The sequence below is a fragment of the Kineococcus sp. AC630 genome, assembly GCF_979255925.1.
Map to the genome: position 1 here is coordinate 192,834 of NZ_CEEDMJ010000007.1, position 23,852 is coordinate 216,685.

Sequence of the window (23,852 nt, forward strand, 5' to 3'; positions counted from 1 at the left end):
GCAGCGACTATCCTCGGCCTGCCCCGCCAGTCATTCGTGGCACGACCCCCTGATGAGGAGCACCACCCGCGTGAGCGAGGACCTGAAGTGAACGGCCGCTACGACGTGCGGGTGTGCCTCGTCGGCGACGAGTTCGTCACCGGTGTGGGCGACCCCCGCGCCCTCGGCTGGGTCGGCCGCGTGTCGGCCCGCACCCCGCGCGACGATCGCGACATCACCCTCTTCCCGCTCGGCGTGCCGGGCGAGACGACGACGGACCTGAACAACCGCTGGCGCGAGGAGACCTCGCGACGCTTCGTCGGCGGCGACGAGCACCGCCTCGTCGTCGGCCTCGGCCACGCCGACCTCGACGCCGGGACGACGCTGGCCCGCAGCCGCCTCAACCTGGCCAACGTCCTCGACGAGTGCGAGGCCCGCGGTCTGCCGACCCTCGTCGTCGGCCCGACGCCGGTCTCCGAGGCGGAGCGCAACGAACGCATCGGTGACCTCGCCGACGCCTTCGCCGACGTCTGCGCGCGCCGCCGGATCTCCTACGTCGACACCTTCTCCCCGCTCGCCGAGCACGAGGACTGGTACGCCGACCTCGCCGCCTCCGACGGGATCCACCCGGGCCAGGCCGGTTACGGGCTGCTGGCGTGGCTGGTGCTGCACAGCGGGTGGTACGACTGGCTGGGCGTCCCGCAGCCGTGACGGCTCACGCGACGACTCACAGGACCCGGCGCCAGTAGCGCTGCGGCGCATCGAGGAAGAAGCGCCAGTCCTTCACGATCGCCAGGTCCTCCCAGTCGACGCGGGTGAGGCCCTGCTCGTCGACCTGCAGGATGCGGGCGCCGGGCAGGGCCGTCAGCACCGGTGAGTGCGTCGCGCAGAGCACCTGCTTGCCCTCCGCCGCCATCTGCGCGAACGAGGCGCCCAGGACGAGGGAGTTCCGGAACGACAACGCCGACTCGGGTTCGTCGAGCAGCAGCATCCCGACCGGACGCATCCAGGGGGCGCCGACGACGTCGAGGAACGACTCCCCGTGGCTCATCTCGTGCAGGTTCGAGTGCGCCGGCGACCCGGCGTCGCGCAGGAAGCTGTAGAAGCGGTGCATCGTCTCCGCGCGGAGGAAGAACACCTCCCGGGCCTTCGCGACGCCGCGCACGACCTCCAGCCGGGACCCGAGGCTCGAGGCGTCCACGGCGGCCTCCGCCCGACCGGGGGCGTGGCGGCGCAACCCGCCCTCGGCGTGGACCTCGAGGGCCTCGGCGATCCCCTCGACCAGCGTCGACTTCCCCGCCCCGTTCTCCCCGACGAGGAACGTCACCCCGGCGGGCAGGTCCAGGCCCTCGGTGAGCAGTTGCGTCACAGCGGGTATCGAGTCCGGCCACGCAGTGCCGTCGACCTCGGCATCCGGGCGACGGTGGACACGGCGTACGAGTCGCGGACCTCTCGGCATGGTCCAAGATTGCCCGGTGCCCCAACTCCTGCTCGGACCGATCCTGCGCCACGTCGATGCGACGGGAGCCACGGTCTGGGTGGAGGTCGACTCCCCCGGGTCCGTCACCGTCGACGTCACCCTGCCCGACGGCTCCACCGTGCGGGGCGGGGACCGGACGCTGAGCCTGCACGGACACCACTTCGCCCTCGTCGTGGTCGACGGGCTGCCGACGGGCCAGTCGCTGCCCTACACGGTCAGCGTCGACGACGTGGGCGTCTGGCCGCTCGTGGGGTCCTCGTGGCCCGCGTCGTGGATCAGCACCCCCGCGCCCGGGGACGAACTGCGCCTCGCCTTCGGGTCGTGCCGCCGCGCCGGGGACGACGGGGAGGAGTCCACGGCCCTCGTCGGGGTCGACGCGCTCTCCGCGCTGGCCCGGCGGATGGTCGACCAGCCCGAGACGCCGCGCCCGGACCTGCTGCTCTTCGTCGGTGACCAGGTCTACGCCGACGACCCCAACCCCGGGATCGTCGACCGGCTGCGCGAGCGCAACGAGGGCCGCCCCGAGGGGGCGCGCGAGGTCCGCGACGAGATCGGGGACTTCGAGGAGTACACCTGGCTCTACCACGAGACCTGGGGCCCGGAGGCGGTCCGCTGGCTGCTCTCGACGGTCCCGACCTGCATGCTGCTCGACGACCACGACCTGCGCGACGACTGGAACACCTCCGACGTGTGGCGTCGCCAGGTCAGCGAGCGGCCGTGGTGGGAGGACCGGGTCAAGGGCGCGTTCGCGAGCTACTGGATCTACCAGCACCTCGGCAACCTCTCCCCGGAGGACCTCGCGCAGGACCGGCTCTGGCGGGTGCTGCGCGACATCGAGGACGACACCGAACGCGACGCGGTCCTCGACGAGTTCGCCGCGACCGCCGACGCGGACCCCGCCAGCGCGCGCTGGAGCTTCTCGCGCGACCTCGGCGCGACCCGGCTGGTGGCCATCGACTCCCGCTGCGCGCGCCGCCTCGACCCGGACGACCGCCACATCACCGACGCCCAGGAGTGGGAGTGGGTGCGCGCCCAGGCCCTCGGCGTGGACCGCGAGGAGCCGGTGCAGCACCTGCTGCTGGCCACCACGCTGCCCGCGTTCCTGCTGCACGGGATCCACCACGCCGAGACGTTCGACGCGGCCGTCGCCGACGGCCGCTGGGGCGCCCGGGCCGCGGCGTGGGGCGAGAAGCTGCGCCAGGCCGCCGACCTCGAGCACTGGGCCGCCTTCCACCGCTCGTTCGTCGAGCTGGTGACGCTGCTGGGCGAGGTGGGCCGGCGCGAGCAGCCCCCCGCGAGCGTCCTGCTGCTCTCCGGCGACGTGCACTGCAGCTACACCGCGCAGGTCCACGTCCCCGGGGTGGACGCGGGACGCACCGCGATCCACCAGCTGGTGATGTCGCCGTTCCGCAACCCGCTGGAACGCGGGATGAAGGTCGCGAACCGGATCCTCGACCGCGCGCCCGTCCGCGGGTTCATCCGCGGGCTGGCCCTGCTGGCCGGGGTGCGCGAGCCCGACGTGCGCTGGGACGTCGAGCACGGCCCGTGGTTCGACAACGGTGTGATGACCGTCGTGCTCGACCCCGACGGCCCCGCGGGAGTCGAAGTGGACCACGCCGGGCGCAGCCAGGGCCTGCCGCGCCTGCGCCGGACGCTCACCCGGTCGTTGCGCGCCGTGTGACAAGTGCGTTACGAACGGGCGCGGCACCGGACACGGTGCTTCATCCCCCGGCCACGTGGTCCACACTGTGTCCGCTCGACACCCGCCAACGGAGGTTTCCCGTGCCCGTTCGTCCCACCGCCCGCCGCCCGTTCCTGGGGGCCCTCGGCACCCTGGCCGTCCTCGGTCTGACCGCGACCGGCTGCGGGTCGGACTCGCTCTCGCCCAGCGACTCCTCCTCCACCACCAGCTCCGCGGCCGTGAGCGCGACCGGCAGCGCCGACGCCGCGCTGAAGGCGATGCTGCCGCAGTCGGTGCAGGACACCGGGACGCTGCGGGTCGGCACCAACGCCGAGTACGCGCCGAACGAGTTCCTCGACGGCGACACGGTCAAGGGCATGGACATCGACGTCCTCAACGCCGTGGCCGCCAAGCTGGGCGTCAAGGTGGAGTACTCCAACGCGAGCTTCGACTCCCTCATCACGGGCGTCACCAGCAACCGCTACGACATCGCGATCTCGTCGTTCACCATCAACGCCGACCGCCTCGCCCAGGTGAACATGGTCCAGTACTACAACGCCGGCACCCAGTGGGTCGTGGCCAAGGGCAACCCGGACGGCATCGACCCCGCCAACGCCTGCGGCAAGACCGTCGCGGTGCAGTCGAACACCACCCAGTCCGACGACGACCTGCCGGTCCGCATCAAGGCCTGCACCGACGCGGGCAAGCCGACCATCACCGTCCTGTCCTTCGACTCCCAGGAGGACGCGACGACCGCCGTCGTCCAGGGTCGCGCGGCCGCGATGCTCGCCGACTCCCCGATCTCGGCGTACGCCGTCAAGCAGACCGGCGACAAGCTGGAACTCGCCGGGGACATCTACGACGCCGCGCCCTACGGCATCGTCACCCCGAAGGACCAGACCTCCGAGGCCGACGCGATCTCGAAGGCCCTCACCGCGATCGCGGCCGACGGCAGCTACAAGGCCGCCCTGGACAACTGGGGTGGCGCCTCGGGTGCGGTGACGGAGTTCCCGGTCAACCCCTCCGTGTCGTGAGCACGAACTCCTCGGAGGAGCGCCCCGGACGGATCGACGCCGTCGAGGTCCGGCACCCCTGGCGCTGGGTCGCGATCGCCGTCGTCGCCGTGCTGGCGCTCATGCTGGTGCACCTGCTGGCGACCAACGACTCGTTCGACTGGCCCTTCACCCTCCAGGTGATGAACCAGAACATCGTCATCCGGGGTTTCCTGGTCGGGACGTTGTTCACCACCGTGTGCGCCATGGTCATCGGTGTGCTCGGCGGGGTGCTGCTCGCGGTCCTGCGACTCTCGGACAACAAGGTCCTCTCCGGCGTCGCGTGGGCGTTCACCTGGTTCTACCGGGCCATCCCGCGCTACGTGCTGCTCTCGATCACCGGCGGCATCGGCGCGCTGTTCGCGACGGGGTTCTCGATCGGGTTCCCCTTCGACTTCCTGCTGACGCACTGGTTCGGGACCCCGGACCTGCGGCTGCTGACCGTGAGCCAGACGACGCTCTTCGCCCTGTTCGGCAGCGTGTTCGGCGGCATCGTCGGCCTCGGGTTGTCCGAGGCCGCCTACATGGCCGAGATCGCCCGCGCCGGGCTGCTCAGCGTCGACGAGGGCCAGCACGAGGCGGCCGCGGCGCTGGGGATGTCGAAGCGGCTCTCGATGCGGCGCATCGTGCTGCCGCAGGCGATGCGCGTCATCGTGCCGCCCACGGGCAACGAGGTCATCGCCATGCTCAAGGACACCTCTCTGCTCGCGGCGATCCCCGTGCAGGCCGAACTGTTCTTCCGGGTCGGCCAGATCAAGAACCAGACCTACCAGGTGATGGCGGGCAACATGGCGGCCGTCCTGTACTACCTCATCGCGACGTCCATCCTCATGGTCGGCCAGTACTTCCTGGAACGCCGGTTCGGTCGCGGCTACGGCGGCCAGCCCCGCCGTCGCCCGGCCGCCGCGGGCGTCTCGCTGGGCCCGGGGGGTGCGAAGTGAGCACCCCCCTGGTGACCCCGCTCGTCAAGGCGCTGAACGTCTCGAAGGCGTTCGGCCACGTCGAGGTCCTCAAGGGCATCGACCTCGAGGTGAACTCCGGTGAGGTCGTCTGCCTGCTCGGGCCGTCGGGTTCGGGCAAGACGACGTTGCTGCGCTGCATCAACTCCCTGGAACGCATCGACGGTGGCCGGATCTGGGTCGACGGCGACCTCGTCGGCCTGGAGGAGCGCAACGGCCGGCTGCACCGGCTGACCGACAAGCGGATCGCCGCGCAGCGCCGCGACATCGGCATGGTGTTCCAGCGGTTCAACCTCTTCCCGCACCTGACCGCGCTGGAGAACGTCGTCGAGGCCCCCATCAGGGTCCGGGGTCTGAGCCGGAAGCAGGCCCACGAACGCGCCGACGTCCTGCTGGAACGGGTCGGCCTGGCCGACCGGGCGCAGAACTACCCCTCGCAGCTCTCCGGGGGGCAGCAGCAGCGGGTCGCCATCGCCCGGGCGCTGGCGATGCAGCCGAAGCTCATGCTCTTCGACGAGCCGACCTCGGCGCTGGACCCGGAACTCGTCGGCGAGGTCCTCCAGGTCATGCGGGAACTCGCCGCCGACGGGACCACGATGGTCGTCGTGACCCACGAGGTCGCGTTCGCCCGCGACGTCGCCGACCAGGTCGTCTTCATGGACGGCGGGGTCGTGGTGGAACGCGGCACCCCGGCCGAGGTCATCGGGAACCCGAAGGAGGAACGCACCCGGACCTTCCTGGCCCGGATGCGCGCCCATCAGGACGACTGAGGCAGGACCCGGAAGAACTCCCGCAGGCTCGCGGCGACGAGTTCCGGGGCACCGGCGACTCCACCGGTGACGGACGACCGGTCCTCCCACACGACCCGACGGGCGTGCGGGAGGGCCGCCGCGAGCGCGTCCATCCCGGCGGGCAGCGGGGGACGGCTCCGCTCCCCCTGGGCCAGCAGGATCGGCAGGTCGAGGTCGGCCAGCACCGACCAGCGGGAGGTGTCGACCTCGTCGGCGGCCAGGGCCTCGAGGTCGTGGGTCCAGCCCACGGCCTCGCGGGCCGCGGCCACCGGGTCCGGGTCGGCCAGCGTCGACAACGCGGCCAGGACGGGTTCCGGGGTCAGGGTGACCTCCCGGGCGAACAGGTCGGCGGCCGCGCGGAAGTCGCGGTCGGCGACGAGGCCGCGGTAGCGGGTGAGGACCCCCTGCAGGTGCGGACCGACCAGCAGCAGCGGCGGCTCGATCACCGTCAGCGAGCGGATCCCCGCGGGTTCCGCCAGGGCCGTGTGCAGGGCGAGGCTCGCGCCGTAGCCGACCCCGACGAGGTGGACGTCGGACTCGGTGACCGCGCGGATCGTGGCCAGCAGGTCGTGGACGTCGTGCACTTCCTGGACGAAGGTGCGGGTGCCCCGCGCGTCAGGACTCGGTGGGTACCCGCGCCGCGCGCAGCGCCACACCTCGAAGTCGGGCAGTGCCCGGGCGAGCGGGGCGAAGGTGTGCAACCCGCCGCCCGACCCGTGCAGGGCGAGCACTGGTTCGCCGGTTCCCGTCCGGCGCACGGCGAGGCCGGCGATGCGGTCCGTCGTCAACGTGTCCACACGAGTGAGCGTGCCACTCCGAGGGCGGGGAAGCCTAGCCTGACGTGCTGAGATGTCCCCCGTGACGTCCTCCCCGCACCCCGTCCACCTGCGCGTGCCCCTCGGCTGGCGCCTCTACCTGGGGTTGTTCGGCGTCGTCTGGCTCGCTCTGCTGTCGACGTTCGCCGTCCAGGCCGTCCGCGGGGGGCAGCCCGGCGGGGTCGCGGTGATCGTCGTGATGTTCCTCGTCGGCGAGGCCCTCGTGCTCCGCTCGGTGCGGGCCCGGGCGACGACGTCGGGGTCCACGCTGACCGTCCACAACGTCCTCTCCACCCGCCGGCTGGAACGCGCGCAGGTCGAGAGCGTCCGCGTCGGGCGCCCCACGGGGAACCCGGCCCGGCTCGGGCAGGTCCTGACCGTGCTGGACCGCTCGGGCGGCCTGGTCACGATCGACGCGTCGATGCGCACGACGCTCACCGCCGGCGGCAGGCAGGCGCTGCAGGAGCAGCGCGAGGCCCTGGAGGCCTGGCGCCGCTCCCGCTGAACCGCAGCGGTCAGGGGACGATGAGGCCCACGGTCTGGGTGCGCGCACGCTCGAAGCGCGAGGCCGCGTCCGCCCAGTTCGCGACGTTCCACCAGGCCTTGACGTAGTCCGGCTTCACGTTCTTGTAGTCCAGGTAGAAGGCGTGCTCCCACATGTCCAGCACCAGCACCGGCACCAGACCCAGGGCGATGTTGGACTGCTGGTCGTAGAGCTGGACGTTGACCAGCTTCTGCCCGATGGAGTCCCAGGCCAGGATCGACCAGCCGGAGCCCTGGATGCCCAGCGCGGTGGCGGTGAAGTGCTTCTGGAAGCCCTCGAAGGAGCCGAAGCTGTCGTCGATGGCCGCGGCGAGCTCACCGACCGGCTTGTCGCCGCCGTCGGGGCTGAGGTTGGGCCAGAAGACGGAGTGGTTGACGTGGCCGCCGAGGTTGAACGCGAGGTTCTTCTCGTGCAGGTTCACGGTGGCGAAGTCGTCGCTGGAGCGGGCTTCGGCCAGCTTCTGCAGGGCGGTGTTGGCCCCGGCCACGTAGGTGGCGTGGTGCTTGTCGTGGTGCAGCTCCATGATCGCCCCGGAGATGTGGGGTTCGAGCGCGGAGTAGTCGTAGGGAAGGTCCGGAAGCGTGTAGCCAGTCGTGATCGCCATGCGGACGACCCTGCCTCCTCCAGTGCGCTGGAGGTCAAGCGGGGGCGACGGTGATCTCGTCGGTGAGCGCCCGGGAGACGCACGGCATGACGAAGCGGGCACGGTCGTCCTGGGTCAGGACGAGGTCGCGGTGGTCGGCCTCCCCCGCCACGAGACCCAGTCGGCAGGTGCCGCAGCTGCCCGACTCGCAGGAGGAGTCGACGTCGAGACCCGCGGTGCGCAGGGCGCTCAGCAGCGAGCGGTCGGCGGGAACCTCGACCCGGGCCCCGGTGGGTTCCCAGACGGCGGTGAACGGGACCCGACGACCCCCGAGGGCGTCGACGCCGGCGAAGTCCTCGACGTGGATCCGGCTGGGGCGCCAGTGCATCGTCAGGGCGAGGACCTCGTCGATGAGCGCGGTCGGCCCGCAGCAGTAGACGCGGGTGTCGGAGGCGTCGCCGCCGTGGGGGTCGGCGAGGTACGGCCACAGGTCGAGGCGGCCGTGGGTGGAACTGTGGTGCAGCAGCGACCCGTCGGCGCTGAACTCGTCGAGGAACGCCGTGTCCTCCGCGCTGCGGCTGAGGTAGAGGACCTCGATCTCCGCGCCGCCGCGGGCCCGCAGTTCACCGACCATCGCGCGGATCGGGGTGATGCCGATGCCGCCGGCGATGAACAGGTAGCGCTTCGCCCGTTTGAGGGCGAAGTTGTTGGCGGGCCAGGTGACCTCGAGGACGTCGCCGACACGGACGTCGTCGTGCAGGCTCACGGAACCACCCCGGCCGCCCGCGTCGCGACGCACGCAGATCGCGTACTCGTGCGGAGCCCGGGAACCGGCGTCGACGAGGCTGTAGCTGCGGCGCGGGCCCGCGGGGGTGGTCACGGTGACGTGGGCGCCGCCGCGGTAGCCGGGCAGCGCTCCCCCGGCCGGATCGCGCAGGACGAACCGGGTGACGTCGCGGGTGAGGTCGGTGCGTTCGGCGACGAGCAGGTCCAGGACGTCAGCCAACGAGTGCTCCCACGGTGAGTTCGGCCCCGTCGTGCAGGGTCCCGCCGTCGAGGACCTCGGCGTAGAAACCCATGAACTCGTGGCCGTAGGTGGTCGAGAGCAGTTGCGGGACGGGCAGGTCCCGCTTCCCGGTGCCGGGCTCGACCTCGGTCGCCGCGCACCGGACGGTCCGCTGGGTACCGCGGAACCGGACGTCGCCGAAGGTGAACTCCCGGCCGACGAGGTCGAACTCGCTCCACGCCGCCAGACCCTCGAGGTGGACGTTGCCGCGGAACCGCAGCGGGTCGACGTCGTGCCCGACGCGGGCGGCGAAGTCGCGGACCGATTCCAGGTTGACGAAGGAGACGAACTCCATCGCGCGGTCGGAGCCGTGCGCCGTGTCGGTGAACCGGCGTCCCGGCTCGCGGGCGACCACGGGTTCGGTGCCCGGCGGCAGGTCGAGGACGCGGGCGTAGAAGCTCCGCAGCTCCGCCAGTCCATCGTCGGTGCCCAGGTCGGCGGTGAGGACCCGGTGGCCGCGGACGTCGACGGTGTAGACGCCCGACGTCGGTTCCAGGTGGGTGCTCAGCCCGGCGAGGCGGGCCTCGGCGACGAGCACGAAGAACTCCCGCTTGGAGATGCCGTGCCCCAGCCCGGGTTCGTAGGCCCCGCCCGGCCGGGCCAACGCGATCGTGCGGTCGAAGGGGACCCCGCACCCGGCGGTCAGGTCGACGTGGGTGAGCGGCTGCGGCGTCATGCCCTTGACCGGGTAGACGAAGAGCCCCTCGACGCGCGCTGCCACGACCCCAGGGTAGCGAGTGTCCGGGGCGCCCCTCAGCGCTCGTGGCGCAGGACGGCCAGCGACGGTTCCCGGTCCCGCTCGATGTGGGCGAAGGCCAGGGCCTCGGACATCCGGACGTCACCTCTGGTGACCGCCGCCGCGAGTTCGACGTGGTCCTGGAAGGCGTTGTGGACGTCCAGCTCGGAGGTCAGGTGGAAGAGCCACTGGACCCGCCCCGACACCGACCGCATGGAGGCCTGCATCAGCACGTTGCCCGTCATCTCGACGACGACCTCGTGGAAGCGGGTGCTCGCCTCGGCGATGCGGTACGGGTCACCCTCCTCGACGACGCGGTGGGAGTGCTCGAGGGCGTCCTCCAGCGCCGCGGTCGACGCACCCGCGGCGACGGCCCGGGCGGCGTGGCCGGCCGCACCCACCTCGAGCACCTCCCGCAGGTCGAAGAGGTCGTTGACCAGCCGGGTGCTCCAGGTCGTCACCACCGCCCCGCGCTGGGGGGAGGTGACGACGAAACCCTCCATCTCCAGCATCGGCACGGCCTCGCGCAGCGGAACCCGGGACACGCCCAGTTCCTCGCCGATGCGGCGTTCCACGAGCTTGTGGCCCTGGGGGTAGTCCCCGCGGATGATGAGTTCGCGCAACCGCGCGTGGATCTGGCGGGAGAGCGAGGGCGGCTCACTGGGTGCGGCAGTCATCAACCTTGTTCTTCCGGGGTCGTCTCGAACGCGACGGCCCGGTCCGTGGACCGGGCCGTCGCGTCGAACCTAGTGGTCCGAGGGCGATCTACTTCTCGAGGCCGAGCTTGCTGAAGTCCAGCTCGTTGGCTCCGATGTTGTGCGACGCGGCCACCCCGGTGAGCCACTTCTGGGCGAGGACCCAGTCCTTGTTGTAGGAGAGGTTGTAGTAGCACCCCGTCTTGGCGTACTCCTCCGCGGCCTTGACGTAGAGGGCGTCGTCGCCGGTGGCGACCGCCTGGTCGAGCTGGGCGTTGACGTCGGCGACCTCGCACCCGAAGTAGTTGATCCCGCCGGAGGCGTCCCAGAACACGTGACCCCACATGTACGGGGAACCACCGTCGGGGCCGTTGTTGCCGTCGAAGAACGCGTCGGGCCCCTGCGTGGGGTCGTTGATCCAGCCGAAGACCTGCGACGTCGGGTAGGACACCGCGGTCGCCTTGACGCCCAGCGCCTGGAGCTTCGCGGCCTGGATGTTCGCCATCTGCTCCGCGTTGGTGTTCCCGCTCGCGAAACCGATGGTCATGGCCGTTCCCGCCGGCAGGGTCTTGGCGTAGGCGGTCAGGATGCTCGGGTCGTAGCCGAGTTCCTGCTTGTCCGCTCCCCCGGGGATCATGCCCTTGGCGTACAGAGTGGTCGCCGGCTCGGACCGGCTGCCGAGGACCTGGTCGACGAGGGACTTCTGGTCGATGCTCTGCAGGAACGCCAGCCGCGCGTCCCGGTCCTTGAAGAAGTCCTTCGAGGGGTTGAGCGTGACGAGCGCGGACTGCAGGGTCGGGAGCATGTAGCTGGCGTAGTCGGTGGACTTCTCGTACTTCTTCAGGCTGGAGGACGGCAGCGCGGCGACGACGGCCGAGACGTCCCCCTGGTCGAAGGCCAGCTGCAGGGCCGAGACGTCGGAGTAGATGGGGAGTTTCACCGTCGCGAACGGCGACTTGTCGCCCCAGTACCCGTCGTACTGCTTCAGCGTCCAGGACGTCCCCGGCTGCGCGTCGGAGATCGTGTAGGGCCCGGTGCCGACGTCGTGGGTCTGCAGGTAGGTCTGCGCGTCGTCGGACCCGGCGTTGCTCTGCAACGCGGTCGGGGACTCCATCTTCGGCCCGAACGGCGAGGCGAGGTAGTCCAGGAACGCGGAGTTCGGCGCCTTGAGCGTGACGACGGCGGTGAGGTCGTCGGGGGTCGCGACGTCCTGGACGCCCTCGACCATGTACGCCGCTCCGCCTTCGACGGCGATGCGACGGTCGAAGGCGACCTTCACCGCGGCCGAGGTGAAGGGGGTCCCGTCGTGGAAGGTCACCCCGTCACGCAGGTGGAACGTGTAGACGGTGTTGTCCGCGTTGACGTCCCAGGACGTGGCGAGCCGCGGCGCGATCTCGACGGAGTCCTTGTCGTTCGCGTACTGCACCAGCCCCTCGTAGGTGTTGAGGACGATCGCGAGCCCGTTGTTGGCGTAGTAGACGTCCGGGTCCGGCGGCTGGCCGATGTCCCCGAGCAGACCGACGGTCAGGGTCCCGTCGGTGGGGGCGGCGTTCGCGGCTCCCTGGTCGTCGCTGCCCCCGCCGGAACAGGCGGAGAGGGCGATCAGCGGGACGGCGGCGGCGGTGGCCAGCAACGTGCGCGTCCGCCGGCTGAACGAGCTGAACCTCATGGGTTCTCCTCAGGTGGGGGGTGGAGGGAGTGGACGGGGTGGGGTGGTGAACGGCCCGGGTCTCAGGCGAGACGCGGGTCCGCCGCCGTCTGGAGGACGTCGGCGAGGATGTTCACGACCACGTAGACGGCGCCGAGGACGAGGGTCACGGCGGCGATGGCGGGGTAGTCCGAGGTCGGGATGCTGTTGGCGAGGTAGTTCCCCATCCCGGGCCAGCTGAAGACCTTCTCGACGACGACGGTCCCGGCGAAGAGGAAACCCAGCTGCAGGCCCGCCATCGACACCGACGGGCCGATGGAGTTGCGGACCACGTGCCGCGCGAGGACGCTCGCCTCCCCCAGTCCCTTGGACCGGGCGGTGCGGACGTGGTCGGCGGCCAGGGTGGTCTCCAACCCCGACCGCAGGATCCGGCCGATCGCCAGCGCCGGGGCGATGGCCAGCACGGTGGCGGGCAGGACGAGGTGCTGGAGTTCCGACCCGGGACCGCCCTCACCGCGCCCGGACCCCGGGAGCCAGTCCAGCCGGGCGTAGAACAGGATGATCCCGGCCAGCGCCAGCAGGAACGGTGGAGCCGTGGCGGCCACCAGCAGCACCCCGCGGTAGACGCCGGCGAACCGCCAGCGCAACGCGGCCGAGGCCGCGAAGAGGGTCGCGAGCAGCAGGGCGACGACGAAGGAGGCCAGCACCAGTTCCAGCGTCGCCGGGAACGCCGACGCGAGGTCGGTCGCCACCGGGCGGTGCGTCCGGTAGGAGGTGCCGAAGTCCCCCCGGACGGCGTGCCCGAGGAACCGCAGGAACTGCACGGGCCACGGGTCGTCGAGGCCGAGGCGGTGGCGCTCGGCGTCGACGGCCGCGCGGGAGGCGTTGGCCCCCAGCGCGGCCCGGGCCGGGTCCCCGGGAGAGATCTGCTGCAGCGCGAACACGACGGCGCTGAGGACGAGGAGCACGGCGAGCAGCGCACCGAGCCGACGGACCACGAAGCGCAGCACGGGGTTCACCTCCGGGTTCCGAGCAGGGTGCGGATGCCGTCGCCGGCGAGGTTCGCGACGAGGCTGAGCAGCAGGACCGCCGCGCCGGGGACGACGGGGACCCACCACGCGCTGAGCAGGAGCTGGGTGTTCGCGGCGGTGTCCGCCCCGAGTTCCGCGGCGGGCGAGGGTTGTCCCAGGCCGAGGAAGGAGAGTCCGGCGAGCAGCAGGACGACGTTGCCGATGTCCAGGCTGGCGGTGACGACGGCGGTGGGGACCGCCCCCGGCAGGACGTGGCGCAGGACGAGGCGGGCCCGGCCCACTCCGGCGACGCGGGCGGCCTCGACGTGCGGGCGGGTGACGATCGAGCGGACCTCGGACCGGATCAACCGGGCGTAGTAGGGCCACCAGACGATCGACATCCCGAGCAGGGTGTTGCGCAGACCCGGCCCGAGCGCCGCCACGAGCGCGATGGCGACCAGCGTCGAGGGCAGCGCCAGGAACAGGTCGGTGAGGCGCATCAGCACCGTGTCGACCCAGCCGCCGGCCACCCCCGACGCGACCCCGACGACCCCACCGACGAGCAACCCGATCGCGACGACGGCGAGGGCGGAGAACCACGAGGTCTGCAGGCCGAAGAGGGTGCGGGAGAGGATGTCGCGGCCGATGGAGTCGGTGCCCAGCAGGTTGCCCGCCGACCCGAGGGGCAGTTGCGGGGCGGCCACCGGCTGGATCGGGGCCGCCGGGGCCAGGAACCGGGCGAACACCGCGAGGACGGTCAGCGCGCCCAGCAGGGCGACGAGGAACCAGGCGAGCCGACGGCCGCTGCGACCGCGGCCGGTGACGACCGGGACCGTGAGCCGGCGGGTGACCAGGACGGAGCTCACGCGACCACCCCGATCTCGGGGACGGAGGCGACGAGCGCCCGGGTGTAGGGCTCGCGGGGGTTCCCGATGACCGCGTCGGCGTCCCCGAGCTCGACGATCCGGCCCGCTTCGACGACGGCGATGCGGTCCCCCATCAGCCGGGCGACCGCGAGGTCGTGGGTGACGAAGAGGACGGTCATGGCGAGCTCCTCCCGCATGTCCCGGATGAGGTTCAGGGTGGTGGCGGCGAGCGAGGCGTCCAGCGCGCTCGTCGGTTCGTCGCAGAGCAGCACGGCGGGGCGCAGGATGGTCGCCCGGGCCAGGGCGACCCGCTGGCGCTGCCCGCCGGAGAGGTCCGCGGGTCGTGAGCGGGCGAGCGAGGCCGGCAGCGAGATGGCCTCGAGGGCCGCCGCGACCCGGCGGTCGGCCTCGGCGCGCCCCAGTCGCAGCGGGGCGAGGCGTTCCCGCAGCGTCTCCCCCACGCTCAGCCACGGGGTGAGCGAGGACCCGGCGTCCTGGAACACCATCTGGGCGCCGCCCGCGGCGACGGTGATGCGCCCGGAGCGGACGGGGACGAGGCCCGCGATCGCTCGCAGGATCGTCGACTTGCCGGAGCCGCTCTCGCCCACGATGGCCAGCGCCTCCCCCGCGGGGACCCCGAAACCCACCCCGCGCACGGCCTCGACGCTGCGGCGCCGGCGCCCGTGACCGACGGTGTAGGTGCAGACGACGTCCTCGAGGAGCACCGCGAGGTCGTCCGACACCCGCGCGGCCCGCACCGGGGCGGTCGCCGCGACGGTCACGGACCGCGCCACGTCCTCGGTCGGGAACCAGCACGCGGCGCCGTGGTCCGCGCTCGGCCGGGAGGCGTCGAGGTCCGGGGTGTCGGTGGTGCAGCGCGCCACCGCCAGCGGGCAGCGGCCGCGGTAGGCGCAGCCGTGCAGACGTTCCGCGGGGGTCAGGGTGTCGCCGGTCAGCGTGGGCAGCCGGCGGTCCTTGGCGACCTGCAGCGAGAGCCGCGACCGCAGCAGACCCGCCGTGTAGGGGTGCGAGGGTTGGTTCAGCACCTGCTCGGTGGGGCCCACCTCGGCGAACCGGCCCGCGTACATGACGGCGATGCGGTCGGCGATCTGCGCGGCCACGCCGAGGTCGTGGGTGATGAGCAGGACGCTGCAGCCGTGGTCGTCGCGCAGTTCGCGCAGCAGGTCGAGCAGTTGGGCCTGCACGGTGACGTCGAGCGCCGTCGTCGGTTCGTCCGCGACGACGAGGGCGGGACGCCCCGCCATCGCGATCGCGGCCATGACGCGCTGGCGCAGACCTCCGGAGAGTTCGTGCGGGTAGACCCGGAACCGCAGTTCGGGTTCGGGGACACCCATCGCGCCCAGCAGGGCGATCGCCCCCGGACGGTCCTGACCGGCTTCGACGATCTGGCGGCCGACGCGCATCGTCGGGTTCAGCGAGGTCATCGGGTCTTGGAAGATCGCCCCGAGCGCACTGCGCCGGGCCTGGCGCCGTGCGGTCTCCGTGCCGTGGGCCATGTCGGTGTCGAAGACCCGCACCTCGCCCGTGACGTGCGGGCGGGCGGCGTCGGGCAGCAGCCCGAGGACGCTCAGCGCGAGCATGCTCTTGCCCGAACCGGACTCCCCGACGAGGCCGACGATCTCACCGCGGGCGATGTCGAGGTCGACGCCGCGCAGCACCTCGGAGCGCACGCCGTCGCGTTCCAGGGACACGTGCAGGTCCCGCACGGTGGCCGTGGGGTTCACGCGACTCCTCCCCCGACCCGTTGCGCCGCACGCAGGTGCGCGGCGATCGCCCGGGGCTGGGTGAACCAGACGCGGTCGCGGTGGGCGCTCAGGTGCCGCAACGCCCGGTCCAGGGCGCGCAACCGGAACGGGGCACCGGAGATGAACGAGTGCAGGACGACGCTCATGACCAGGGGTTGCTCCTCGGAGCGTTCCAGCAGTTCGTCGAACTCGTCGACGATCATGTCGGCGAACTCCCCGGCCGAGGCGCCGCGGCCGACGACGGTCGTGCTGTCGTTGACCTCCAGGGCGTAGGGCAGGGCGAGGATCGACCCGGACACCGTCGCGATCGGTACCGGCCGGTCGTCCAGGCGCAGGTCGAGCAGGTACCGGTACCCGGTGGCGACGAGGTTGTCGAGCGTCGAGGTCGTGTGGGTCAGCCAGGGGCTGGACCAGCCGCCGGGCGCGGTTCCCTCCTCCGCCGCGATGCGGGCGGCGACGGCCGCGAGGTAGTCCGCCTCGCCGGCGGCGGACATCCCCTCGAGGGAGTCGGAGTTGGAGATCCCGTGGCCGACGAACTCCGCACCGAGGCGCCGCGCGGTCTCGAGGAGTTCCGGGGCGGTGTCGTAGAGGGCGGTGTTCAGCAGGACGGTCGGCGGGATCCCCGCGCGCTCGAGGCGTTCCAGCAGCCGGAACGCACCGACGCGGTTGCCGTAGTCGCGCCACGAGGTGTTCACGAGGTCGGGGGCGCCGACCTCGGGGACGATGTCCTCGGTGCGGCCCGCGCCGAACCGGTACTCCTCGAGACCGAGCGCGACGTAGACGGCCAGGCGACGGCCGTCCGGCCAGTCCGGGCCGGGGGCGGCGGTGATGGGCTGGTAGTCCCAGACGGCGTGGCCGGGAGACTCCTCGTCGTGCGTCATGCGATCCACCTGTTCATTCCGACGTCGGTGCGGGCGGCCCGGCGGACCACGGCGTCGTAGGCCGGGAGCAGGGCGTCGGCCGCGGCCCACGTGCGCTGGAGAGCGGGAAGACGGGCGGCGTGCAGTTCACGCGCCTCCGCCAGCAGTTCGGTCTCGTCCACGGAGACCACGCGACCGGCCTCGGCGACGACGCGACCGGCGACGAGGGTCATGGCGACGCTGCCGCCGTTCTCGCAGTAGACGAGCTGACCGCGGAGGTCGTTGAAGGGGGTGAACGCGGGGGCGTGCAGGTCGAGCAGGAGGAGGTCGGCCTGGGCGCCGACGTCGACGCGACCGATCCGGCCGGTCTGGCGCATGGCCGCCGCACCGCCCTCCCAGAGGGCCTCGAGGACCTCGGTGGTGCTGGGCCAGTCCTCGGCGTCGAGCCCCGAGACGTTGTGCACGAGCCCCGCGGCCTTGACGACGCCCCAGGTGTTCACGGTGTCGTCGCAGATCGCCTCGTCGACGCCGAGCGCGATCGGGATGCCCCGCTCGCGCATGGCCCGGAACGGCATGACCCCGCTGCCCAGGCGCAGGTTGCTCACGGGGTTGTGGGCCACGACGGCGCCCGCGTCGGCGATGAGGTCCAGGTCGTCGTCGTCGACCCACACGGCGTGGATGACGTTGACCCGCTCGCTGAGCAGCCCGAGGTCGGCCGTGTAGCGGACCAGGCTGCGGCCGGCGAAGCGTTCCTGCCCGGTGCCCGGCACCGAGAGCGCCCGTTGCACCCGGGTCTCCAGGAAGTGGGCGAACAACGGGAGGTCGTGGCGGCGGCTGAGGTCGTCGAGGGCCGCGAAGTACTCGGGGCTGACCCGCTGGGGGGCGGAGATCGAGACCGCGGCCGTGAGCCGGCCGCCGTGGCTCCCGTGCCAGTTCCCGACGAGGTGGTCGTAGGCCGCGAGGAGTTCCGGGGCCGCGGCCGGGGCGGGGGTGTTCAACGCCTGGGTGAAACCTTCGTCGGCCCCGGTCAGGAACGGGAGCTTGTCCGCGTCGGGGAGTTCGGGCTGGTCCAGGGCGACGGAGGCGCGGATCCCGCTGTCGGCGTAGGCCTGCATGACCGCGTCGATGATCTCGGGGTCCGGGGTGGGCATGAGGAACGCGTCGTCCTGCACGCTCGTCGTCCCGGTGCGCAGCATCTCCAGGGCGCCGAGCATCGTGCGCAGGTACGCCTCCCGCGGGGTCGGCGTCAGGGCCGGGTCGGCGGGGGACTCGTAGAGCATGAACGTCTCGAGCGGACGGCTGAGGAACGCGCCCTTGAGGTGGTTGGCGGGCGAGTGGAAGTGCGCGTTGACCAGACCGGGGACGAGGACGTGGTGGCCGGCGCCGTCGACGGTGCGGGCGTCGGCGGGGGCGAGTCCCCGCGCCTGCTCCCCGATCGCGGCGATGACGTCGCCGTCGACGAGGAGGTCGGTGGGGCCGACCATCGCCGAGGGCTGGGCGGGGGCCCAGACCAGGACGTCGGTGAACAGGACGCTCATCCCCACACCTCGCTCGTGGCCGGGGAACCGACGGGTTCGGCCCAGGTGTTCGCCCGGGAGGTGGTGAGGCCCTGCGCGAGCAACCCTTCGAGCGCCGTGGTCGCGGCGGCGACGCCGTCGATCACGGGAACCCCCAGGGCCGCGCGCAGACCGTCGACGAGATCGGTGAGGCCGGCGCAGCCGAGCACGACGGCCTCGGCCCGCTCCGCCACGAGGGTCTCGCGGGCCTCGCGGGCGAAGGCGTCGAAGGCGGGCCCGGCGCCGGTCTCGATCTCCGCGACGGAGACGTCGACGGCACGGACGGTGCAGCGGTGCGCCAACCCGAGTTCCTGCACGACGCGGTCCGTCATGGCGATCGTCCGCGGCGGCATGGTGATGACGCTGAACCGGTGCGCGAGCAGCGAGGCGGCCTGCAGCGCGGCCTCCGTCATGCCGACGACGGGTCCCCGGGCGAGTTCCCGGGCGGCCGGCAGACCGGTGTCCCCGAAGCAGGCGATCACGTAGCCGTCGACGCCGTCGCGTTCACCCCGTTCCACCTGTTCGAGGATCCCGGCGGCGCCGAACACCTCGTCGACGTGGGTCTCGACGGTGGCGGGGGCGCGGCGGGAGCAGGTGGCGCTGACGTGCGTGCCGGGGCGGGCGACGGCACGGGCCGCCGCGAGCACGGCCTCCGTCATGGCGACGCTGGTGTTCGGGTTCAGGATCCGGACGTGGCTCACGCGAGGCTCCCCAGATCGGCGAGGAGACCGGCGACGCCGTGGCCGCCGATCGCGACCCGGGCCGCGGCGGCACCCGCGCCCGCCGCCTCGACCGGATCGGCACCGGCGACGTGCGCCGCGGCGAAACCCCCGCAGAACGCGTCGCCCGCTCCGGTGGAGTCGACGGGCACGACGGCCTCGGTCGGCAGGAGGACCGTCCGGTCGGCGGTGGCGATCACGCAGCCGCGTTCGGCGGTCTTGACGACGACGACGTCCGGGCCGGCGTCGCGGAAGATCTCCGCCGCCCGCTCCAGGTCGGTCGTCCCGGCCAGGGCGACGGCCTCGACCTCGCTGGGCAGGAACACGTCGCAGGTCGCCAGCAGGTCCAGGAGTTCCCGCTCGTTCCCCGCGACGTAGTCCTCCTGCAGGTCCAGGTAGATCGTCGCGCCGGTCTGCGCGCGCAGCCACGGCCCCAGGGTGAGCTGGGAACGCAGGCTCATGGCCGAGACGAGGATCCCGTCCGCGGACAGCGCGTCACCCGTGACGTCCTCGGGGTACACGGAGAGGACGTCGAAGGCCTCCTCACCGCAGAGCAGGTGCCAGGTGCGCGACCCGTCGGCGGCGTACTCGACGCGGTTGCGCACGGTCGGGATGGTCCGCGGCCGGCTGGCCTCCACCCTGATGCCGAGTTCCGCGACGGTTCCCAGCAACGTCGACGGCAGGTCGGAACCCATCGGCGCCAGCATCCGCACGTCGGTGAGCGTGCGACGCGCGGCGAGCGCGGCGAAGAGGGCGTCGCCGCCGAGGGCGGTCGTCTCCCGTCCGTCGATGACGAGGTCGTCGATCGTGAGGTTCCCGACGCAGAGCAGCGACGCGTCAGTCACCGGGGTTCTCCGCTGCTCGGAACTGAGCCATGGCCAGGAGGTAGCCGGTGAGCTGCGCGGGGAGGACGGTCACCAGCGGGCTGAGCGCCTCCGGGACCGCCGGAACGGTGATCACCCGGTCCGCGACCTCGTCGAACCCGGCCACCCCCTCGGTGGTGATGACGTAGACGCGACCCCCGAACCGCTTGGCCTCGGCGGCGGTGTGCACGGCGCGCGGCACCGAGGGGCCGGCCGGCGCGATGATCCAGATCGGCTCCCCCGCCTTGAGGGAGTTGTAGTGGTGGAACTCCTCGACCTGGACCGCCTCGGCGTGGTCGGGGGTGCACTCCTTGACCTTGGCCGCGCCGATGACGGCGGAACCCCAGCTCGGGCCGGCCGCCGAGAACAGGAACGTGTCGGCGTCCCGTTCCCGTTCGGCGATCACCGCGAGGGGTTCCTCGACGTCGGCGATGACGCGTTCCATGAGGTCCGGGATGGCTTCGAGGTGTGCCGCGAGTTCCTCCGCCCCGGGCCGGCCGGTGGTCCGACCGACCCGGACGGCGAGGTCGAGGAGCAGCGCCAGGGCCGTCGTGGAGGACTGGGTGGGCCAGCCGACCCGCGTGGCCTTGAGCAGCAGGGTCCGGCCGCACTCGGCGTCCAGCGTCGAACCCGGGGTGTTCGTGATCGCGACCGTGAGGGCGCCGGCGTGCTGGGCGACCAGGGCGGCCTCGACGGTCCGGGTCGTCTCACCGGAGCTGGAGAGGGCGATGACCAGGCTGCGCGGGGTGAGCAGGGGCGCGAGGTAGTAGGCCAGGTCGAGGCTCTGCGCGGGTTCGCAGGGGACGCCGAGCATCTGCTCGAGCGTCTGGCGGGCGGCGATGGCGACCGCGAGGGAGTCCCCGGCACCGGTGACGAACACGCGGTCGAGGTCGTGCCCGGCGATCAGCCCGGCGAGCTCGTCGAGAGCCGCGTCGTTGGCGGCGAGGGTCTCCCGGATCCGTGCCGGCTGGGCCAGGAGTTCCGGGTAGGTGGCCTCGTCGCGGGCCCGGCGCTTCGGGTCCAGCGGGTGGTCGCTGGGCAGGGCCACGATCGAGGCGTGCTCGGCGGCGGAGACGCGCTGGACGACCTCCTGCTGGCGGGCGTCGAGGGGGCTGTCCGGGCCGATGAAGGGGCTGGGGGGCGTGCTGGTCACAGGGGGCTCCGTCTGGCTGGCTCGGTCGTTCACGGGGTTCCCGTCGGGAGTGCGGCGCCGAAGCGGGCGGCGACCTCGGGGTCGACGCGGGCGTCGGGGGCGCTGGAGCGCTTGATGGCGCTGCCGAGGATCGCGCCGTCCGCACCGGCCACGGTGGCGTCGATGGTGGCGAGGGAGACGCGCCCGCCGACGACGAAGGGGACGTCGGGGACGAGCTCGCGCAGCTCGGCGATGTCGGTGAGGGCGTCGGGCACGCCGCTGTCGCGGGTGACGACGAGGACGTCGGCGCGGCCGAAGTCCCGGGCCTCCCGGGCGGCCCACCCGGGGGTGGAGGCGAGGGCGAGGCTCGTGGCCTCGTGGACGTCGGCCCAGACCTCGACGTCGGCGCCGATCCGCCGCCTCACGGCGGCGACGTCGTGCGCGCAGCCCTCGATCCAGCCGGTCGGGCCGATCGAGACCCCGGTGAGGACCTTCACCCGCACGAACCTGGCTCCGACGGCGTGGGCGATCGCGACGGCACTCGGTCCGTCGTTGTGGCCCACGACGACCCCGACGGGGAGGTATACCGAGTTGGTCACGGCGGCACCCACCACCGAGAGCGCGGCGACGGTGGGAGCGTCGACCCGGACGGCCTGCGGCATGTCGCTGGCGTCCTGGACCATCACGTGGGTGAAGCCGGCCCGTTGCAGGGCAAGGGCATCTTCGACGGCGCGAGCGGCGATCTCGCGGACGGGAGTGCCGGCGTAGTTGACGGCACCGGGCAGCGGCGGCAGGTGCAAGACCCCGACGAGGCGGAACGAGGAGGACACGAGCTGGACGGTATACCAGGAGAGGTTTCGTGGAGGTTTCATCTGCGTAACACCTGGAATTCCCGTTCGGCGGGTTGCCGCCAGGTGTGACAGTGCTGTTGTATCAGTGCTGTGACACCTTCCGACCCGACCTTGGAACCCTCCGGCCCGAAACCCGTCCTGCGCTTGCTTGCCGCCATGGACGACGAGATCGCCCGGCTCTACGTCGAGCGCGGAATGGGGCACGTCCGGCCGCGGTTCGTCCTCCCGCTGCTGCGGTTGCACCACGCCGGGCCGATGACGGTGCGGGCCCTCGCCGGCGCCGTCGACGTGACCCAGTCGGCGATGAGCCAGACCGTCGCGGCGATGCGGACGGCAGGCCTGGTGCGCTCCTCCCCCGGCGCCGACGCCCGGACCCGGAGCGTCGACCTCACCGACGCGGCACGTTCCGTCGTGGACTTCCTGGACGCGGAGTGGCGGGCCACCGAGGCGGCCTGGGACGAACTGCAGGCCGAGATCGCGCACCCCCTGCAGCAGAGCGTCGACGAGATGCACGCGGCCCTGGCCCGCACCCCTTTCGGCGAGCGGATCGCCCGCCGGTTGTGATCGACCTCCGGCCGCTGCGCCACCGGGGTTTCCGGAACCTCTGGGCCTCCTCCACCGCGACGGGGACGACCGCCCAGCTCGCCGGCACCGCCCTGCTGTTCCAGGTGCAGACGGAGACGGGGAACACCGTGCTGACGGGGTTGGTCGGGGCGGCGAGCGCCGCAGCCACCGTGGCCGGCAACCTCGTGGGCGGAACCCTGGCCGACCGGTTCGACCGGAGGAGCGTCGTCCTCGCGACCACGGCGGTCTCGGCCGTCGCCGCGCTGGGGTTGGCCGCCGCGTCGGCCCGGGGAGGGGTCGGCGCCGTGTTCTGCCTCGTGGTCCTGCAGACCGTCGCGACGTCGTGCGGCGCTCCCGCCCGACGCACGTTCCTGCGCCGGCTGCTCCCCGACCACCTCGTCCCCGCGGGGGTCGCCCTCCTGCACCTGTCGTTCCAGGTCGCCCTGCTGGGCGGCCCCGTGCTCGGGGCGCTCCTGCTGGCGAGCACCGGACCCGCACCCGCGTTCCTCGTCGACGCGATCGTGTCCCTGACGGCGCTGTTCCTGCTCCGCAGGTTGCCGGGAGTTCGCGCGAGTTCCGCCCGGGTCTCGCCGTTCGCCGGGATGTCGGAGGTGTGGCGGCGGCCCGTGCTGCGGACCGTCCTGCTCTGCGACCTGCTGGCCACCGTCCTGGCCATGCCCGTGGCCGTGTTCCCGGAGATCGCCGCCGCCCGGTTCGGCGACGCGTCGAGGTTCGGCTTCCTCCTGACCGCCCTCGCCGTGGGCGGAGTGCTCGCGGGTCTGCTGAGTTCCCGGATCACCGGCTCGGCGCGGCCGGTGCGCTTCGTCGTCGGAGGCGGCGTCGCGTGGGGTCTCGCCCTGGCCGGTTTCGGATTCGTCGACTCCCCTGCACCGTCCCTGCTGCTGCTCGTCGTGGCCGGGGCCGCCGACACGGTCTCGGTCATCGCGCGCGGCTCCCTCGTGCAACTGCACACACCGGACGAGGTGCTCGGGCGGGTGAGCGCGCTGGAAGGTGTCGTCGGGGTCGCCGGACCTGGTCTGGGGAACCTGCGGACAGGGTCCCTCGCGCAGTTCACGTCGCCCGGGTTCTCCGTGGTCGTCGGTGGACTGAGCGCCGCGGCGGCGATCCTGTGGACGACCCGGCGAAGCTGGGGCAGTCGTGTCGGACGCTCCTGGCACAGTTGAACCAAGAACCCTGCTGTCTGTCCTTGTCTTGCACTGCACGTGATGTGCTCTTGTTGCGAGCGACCCGCTCGGCTTCCATCGACCTGTGGCCGGTCTCGCCGAACGGCTCGCGGGCCTCGAGTTCCGCATCGACGCCGGCCTGCCCCTGCCGAACTCATCGACGTCATCACCGCCCTCGAGAACGACGAACGCGCCCTGGCCGCCCTCCAGGTCAGGGCTACCGCGTCCTACGCCACCCAGGTGCGCGGGCTGCAGCACCGGCGCGGGTGCGCACGGGTTGCCGGGTGAACGCATCAGCGACGGGACTCGCATCCCGATCCGCGTCGACTGACGAGGCGAGCGGGGGCATCGACTGCTGGCGCGGCGTTCGATCTCGGGTCTGCTGCATGATCAGGTGACAGCTACGTCACGCGGTCAGAGCGACCGACGAGGTCATGATGGTCTCGTACTCG

Annotated in this window: 24 protein-coding genes; 8 read left to right on the forward strand and 16 right to left on the reverse strand. The window is 72.4% G+C overall.

The window, feature by feature from the left end:
* Positions 1-87 precede the first annotated feature (87 nt).
* On the forward strand, positions 88-690 hold the full coding sequence (locus AC0I8G_RS09815; protein ID WP_471729739.1) for a GDSL-type esterase/lipase family protein: 603 nt from the start codon (positions 88-90) through the stop codon (positions 688-690).
* Positions 691-706: 16 nt separating this feature from the next.
* Here AC0I8G_RS09815 and AC0I8G_RS09820 read toward each other — a convergent pair whose 3' ends face one another.
* On the reverse strand, positions 707-1,348 hold the full coding sequence (locus AC0I8G_RS09820; protein ID WP_380259904.1) for an AAA family ATPase: 642 nt from the start codon (positions 1,346-1,348) through the stop codon (positions 707-709).
* A 106-nt stretch (positions 1,349-1,454) separates the two neighbouring features.
* Here AC0I8G_RS09820 and AC0I8G_RS09825 point away from each other — a divergent pair, with 106 nt between their 5' ends.
* The 4 genes from AC0I8G_RS09825 (at position 1,455) to AC0I8G_RS09840 (ending at position 5,921) form a co-directional block, all read left to right on the forward strand.
* Positions 1,455-3,140, forward strand: a complete 1,686-nt coding sequence (locus AC0I8G_RS09825) for a DUF7800 domain-containing protein (protein WP_471729740.1) — start codon at positions 1,455-1,457, stop codon at positions 3,138-3,140.
* A gap of 101 nt (positions 3,141-3,241) precedes the next feature.
* The gene (locus AC0I8G_RS09830; RefSeq protein WP_471729741.1) at positions 3,242-4,174 is read left to right on the forward strand and encodes an ABC transporter substrate-binding protein; all 933 of its coding nucleotides are present in this window, start codon (positions 3,242-3,244) and stop codon (positions 4,172-4,174) included.
* The gene (locus AC0I8G_RS09835) at positions 4,171-5,133 is read left to right on the forward strand and encodes an amino acid ABC transporter permease (RefSeq protein WP_471729742.1); all 963 of its coding nucleotides are present in this window, start codon (positions 4,171-4,173) and stop codon (positions 5,131-5,133) included. Before AC0I8G_RS09830 ends, AC0I8G_RS09835 begins: the two co-directional genes overlap by 4 nt.
* A complete protein-coding gene (locus tag AC0I8G_RS09840; protein WP_471729743.1) occupies positions 5,130-5,921 on the forward strand; it encodes an amino acid ABC transporter ATP-binding protein in 792 nt (263 codons plus the stop codon). Before AC0I8G_RS09835 ends, AC0I8G_RS09840 begins: the two co-directional genes overlap by 4 nt.
* Here the strand turns inward: AC0I8G_RS09840 and AC0I8G_RS09845 are convergent.
* Positions 5,909-6,739, reverse strand: coding sequence for an alpha/beta fold hydrolase (locus AC0I8G_RS09845; protein WP_471729744.1), 831 nt, complete (start codon positions 6,737-6,739; stop codon positions 5,909-5,911). The genes AC0I8G_RS09840 and AC0I8G_RS09845 overlap by 13 nt on opposite strands.
* Before the next feature lie 61 nt (positions 6,740-6,800).
* Here AC0I8G_RS09845 and AC0I8G_RS09850 point away from each other — a divergent pair, with 61 nt between their 5' ends.
* Positions 6,801-7,262, forward strand: a complete 462-nt coding sequence (locus tag AC0I8G_RS09850; RefSeq protein WP_471729745.1) for a hypothetical protein — start codon at positions 6,801-6,803, stop codon at positions 7,260-7,262.
* 10 nt (positions 7,263-7,272) lie between these two features.
* Here AC0I8G_RS09850 and AC0I8G_RS09855 read toward each other — a convergent pair whose 3' ends face one another.
* From AC0I8G_RS09855 to AC0I8G_RS09920, 14 genes are all read right to left on the reverse strand, one after another.
* The gene (locus tag AC0I8G_RS09855; RefSeq protein ID WP_471729746.1) at positions 7,273-7,905 is read right to left on the reverse strand and encodes a superoxide dismutase; all 633 of its coding nucleotides are present in this window, start codon (positions 7,903-7,905) and stop codon (positions 7,273-7,275) included.
* Between the two features lie 34 nt (positions 7,906-7,939).
* Positions 7,940-8,890, reverse strand: coding sequence for a PDR/VanB family oxidoreductase (locus AC0I8G_RS09860; protein ID WP_471729747.1), 951 nt, complete (start codon positions 8,888-8,890; stop codon positions 7,940-7,942).
* Positions 8,883-9,671, reverse strand: a complete 789-nt coding sequence (locus AC0I8G_RS09865; RefSeq protein ID WP_471729748.1) for an MOSC domain-containing protein — start codon at positions 9,669-9,671, stop codon at positions 8,883-8,885. The genes AC0I8G_RS09860 and AC0I8G_RS09865 overlap by 8 nt, the downstream gene beginning before the upstream one ends.
* Positions 9,672-9,703: 32 nt before the next feature.
* Positions 9,704-10,363 carry a GntR family transcriptional regulator gene (locus AC0I8G_RS09870; RefSeq protein ID WP_380258502.1) on the reverse strand — a complete coding sequence of 220 codons (660 nt, stop codon included), beginning with the start codon at positions 10,361-10,363 and terminating at the stop codon, positions 9,704-9,706.
* An 88-nt stretch (positions 10,364-10,451) separates the two neighbouring features.
* The gene (locus AC0I8G_RS09875) at positions 10,452-12,050 is read right to left on the reverse strand and encodes an ABC transporter substrate-binding protein (protein WP_471729749.1); all 1,599 of its coding nucleotides are present in this window, start codon (positions 12,048-12,050) and stop codon (positions 10,452-10,454) included.
* Positions 12,051-12,112: 62 nt separating this feature from the next.
* Positions 12,113-13,039: an ABC transporter permease gene (locus AC0I8G_RS09880; RefSeq protein ID WP_471729750.1), complete on the reverse strand. Its 927-nt coding sequence runs from the start codon at positions 13,037-13,039 to the stop codon at positions 12,113-12,115.
* Positions 13,040-13,044: 5 nt separating this feature from the next.
* A complete protein-coding gene (locus AC0I8G_RS09885; protein ID WP_471729751.1) occupies positions 13,045-13,905 on the reverse strand; it encodes an ABC transporter permease in 861 nt (286 codons plus the stop codon).
* Positions 13,902-15,650 carry an oligopeptide/dipeptide ABC transporter ATP-binding protein gene (locus AC0I8G_RS09890; RefSeq protein WP_471729752.1) on the reverse strand — a complete coding sequence of 583 codons (1,749 nt, stop codon included), beginning with the start codon at positions 15,648-15,650 and terminating at the stop codon, positions 13,902-13,904. The genes AC0I8G_RS09885 and AC0I8G_RS09890 overlap by 4 nt, the downstream gene beginning before the upstream one ends.
* Entirely contained in the window at positions 15,647-16,552 is a 906-nt protein-coding gene (locus AC0I8G_RS09895; protein ID WP_471729753.1) for a polysaccharide deacetylase family protein, read from the reverse strand. Before AC0I8G_RS09895 ends, AC0I8G_RS09890 begins: the two co-directional genes overlap by 4 nt.
* The gene (locus AC0I8G_RS09900; protein ID WP_471729754.1) at positions 16,549-18,069 is read right to left on the reverse strand and encodes an amidohydrolase family protein; all 1,521 of its coding nucleotides are present in this window, start codon (positions 18,067-18,069) and stop codon (positions 16,549-16,551) included. The genes AC0I8G_RS09895 and AC0I8G_RS09900 overlap by 4 nt, the downstream gene beginning before the upstream one ends.
* Positions 18,066-18,788 (reverse strand): aspartate/glutamate racemase family protein, encoded by a 723-nt coding sequence (locus AC0I8G_RS09905; protein WP_471729755.1) that lies wholly within the window; start codon positions 18,786-18,788, stop codon positions 18,066-18,068. Before AC0I8G_RS09905 ends, AC0I8G_RS09900 begins: the two co-directional genes overlap by 4 nt.
* Complete coding sequence (locus AC0I8G_RS09910) at positions 18,785-19,651, reverse strand: carbohydrate kinase family protein (protein WP_471729756.1); 867 nt, start codon at positions 19,649-19,651, stop codon at positions 18,785-18,787. Before AC0I8G_RS09910 ends, AC0I8G_RS09905 begins: the two co-directional genes overlap by 4 nt.
* Positions 19,644-20,822, reverse strand: coding sequence for an SIS domain-containing protein (locus AC0I8G_RS09915; RefSeq protein WP_471729757.1), 1,179 nt, complete (start codon positions 20,820-20,822; stop codon positions 19,644-19,646). The genes AC0I8G_RS09910 and AC0I8G_RS09915 overlap by 8 nt, the downstream gene beginning before the upstream one ends.
* A gap of 29 nt (positions 20,823-20,851) precedes the next feature.
* The gene (locus tag AC0I8G_RS09920) at positions 20,852-21,631 is read right to left on the reverse strand and encodes a BtpA/SgcQ family protein (protein ID WP_471729758.1); all 780 of its coding nucleotides are present in this window, start codon (positions 21,629-21,631) and stop codon (positions 20,852-20,854) included.
* Between the two features lie 177 nt (positions 21,632-21,808).
* On the opposite strand from AC0I8G_RS09920, the gene AC0I8G_RS09925 reads away from it, so the two are divergent.
* Both AC0I8G_RS09925 and AC0I8G_RS09930 read left to right on the forward strand, forming a co-directional pair.
* Complete coding sequence (locus AC0I8G_RS09925) at positions 21,809-22,216, forward strand: MarR family winged helix-turn-helix transcriptional regulator (RefSeq protein ID WP_471729759.1); 408 nt, start codon at positions 21,809-21,811, stop codon at positions 22,214-22,216.
* On the forward strand, positions 22,213-23,400 hold the full coding sequence (locus AC0I8G_RS09930) for an MFS transporter (RefSeq protein WP_471729760.1): 1,188 nt from the start codon (positions 22,213-22,215) through the stop codon (positions 23,398-23,400). Before AC0I8G_RS09925 ends, AC0I8G_RS09930 begins: the two co-directional genes overlap by 4 nt.
* The last annotated feature ends 452 nt before the right edge of the window (positions 23,401-23,852 follow it).